General features: G+C 60.3%; 1 protein-coding gene. It reads right to left on the reverse strand.

The window, feature by feature from the left end:
* Window positions 1–61 precede the first annotated feature (61 nt).
* Window positions 62–1,348 carry a DDE-type integrase/transposase/recombinase gene (locus FDP28_RS20370; protein ID WP_260842563.1) on the reverse strand — a complete coding sequence of 429 codons (1,287 nt, stop codon included), beginning with the start codon at window positions 1,346–1,348 and terminating at the stop codon, window positions 62–64.
* Between the last annotated feature and the right edge of the window lie 102 nt (window positions 1,349–1,450).

The raw sequence follows: 1,450 nt of genomic DNA on the forward strand, positions 1-1,450 counted from the left end.
TGTCATGTCTCAGGACCTTGTAGACAGTTCATGTCTCAGGACTTCGTAGACAGTTGGTGTCTCATGAGTGTGTAGACAGTTCGTCCTGGTGTGTGGGGTTCCGGGGTTTGAGTTGTGGGTAGGTGGTTCGTTTCTTGCGGGCGCCTCGGGGGTCGGCGGCGACTCCCGAGGGTTTACCGTTGCCGACGTACCGGGTTCCTCGCGGTGGCCGGGGGTGGGTGATGATCTCGGTGCCTTGTGCTCCGAAGAACATGATGTCGGCGTCGTTGTAGAGGACGTGCACGATGGTGCCGATGTGTTCTTTGCCTAGCTTGAAATGGGTTCCGAGGATCGTCACGGATCCGCTTCGGTTCACTGTTCGTTGCGCGCTTTGCCGTTCCGGGCCGGGTGAAACGGGTGCAGGGGTGATCGGTGGGGGTGTTTTGGGGGTTGCGTTCCATGCTTCGATTGGTGTCATTCCTGCTGGCAGGCCCTGATGTTCGCGTTCGTTGTTGTAGTACAGGTCGAAGGCGTCCACTTGGGCCTGAAGTGCGGTCATGGTGGACGCCGGTGGCTGCCGGTGCAGGTATCGATGCAAGGTCTGATGGAAGCGTTCGTTCTTGCCTTGGGTGGTGGGTTTGTAGGGTTTGCCCGTGATCGGTTCGACGCCCTTGGCTTTGAGGAACTCCACCAGAGCCCCAGAGCGCCCGCGACGGGTGGGATTCAGTGCCGTGCCGTTGTCAGAGAGGAATCTCTGTGGCGTTCCGTGGCGTTCGATCGCCTGCGTGACGACGGCGATAGCGGCAGCACTGGTTTCCCCGGTTGCGACCAAGGACGCCAGGGCCAGACGCGAATGGTCATCGATGAGTTGGAAGATCGCCACTTTCTTACCGCCGGCGAGCTGCCACTCGGTCGAGTCGATCTGCCAGCACGCGTTCGGTTGCGGATAGACGAAGCGTTTGTACGCGCTCCGTGGCTTCTTCCGAGGCTCGGGCACGACCATTCCTGCCCGGACAAAGATCCTGGCCACGGTGGCTCGCGACGGCGGCTTCAGACCCATCCTTGAGAGCTTGGCGATGACCGAGAGCGGGCCGTGATCCAGGCCCCTGTCCTGGAGTTCTGCTCGAGTATCGAGCAGCAGCTCGATCATGGCCGGCTCCGTGACAGTGGGCATGGTCTTCGGGACCGTGGGTTTCTTCTCCAGCGCTTTCACTGGCCCGACCTCCGAAGCTGCCGCCCGGACCCGGTAAAACCAGGCCCGGGAGACATTGTGCTTCCTGCAGAACGCTGTAACCGCGCCCCTGGGTGAATCCTCGGACCACGTTGCCACAGCATGCCGGATCTTGATGTCGGGCTGGGATTTACTCATGGACAGCAGCAAACCCGCCCGACAAATGTCCACGATGTCCTGAGACAGAGTGTCTACGAAGTCATGAGACAGAACTGTCCATTAAGTCATGAGACTCCACAG

The organism is Paenarthrobacter nicotinovorans (assembly GCF_007670255.1).
Taxonomy (GTDB): Bacteria; Actinomycetota; Actinomycetes; order Actinomycetales; family Micrococcaceae; genus Arthrobacter; species Arthrobacter nicotinovorans_B.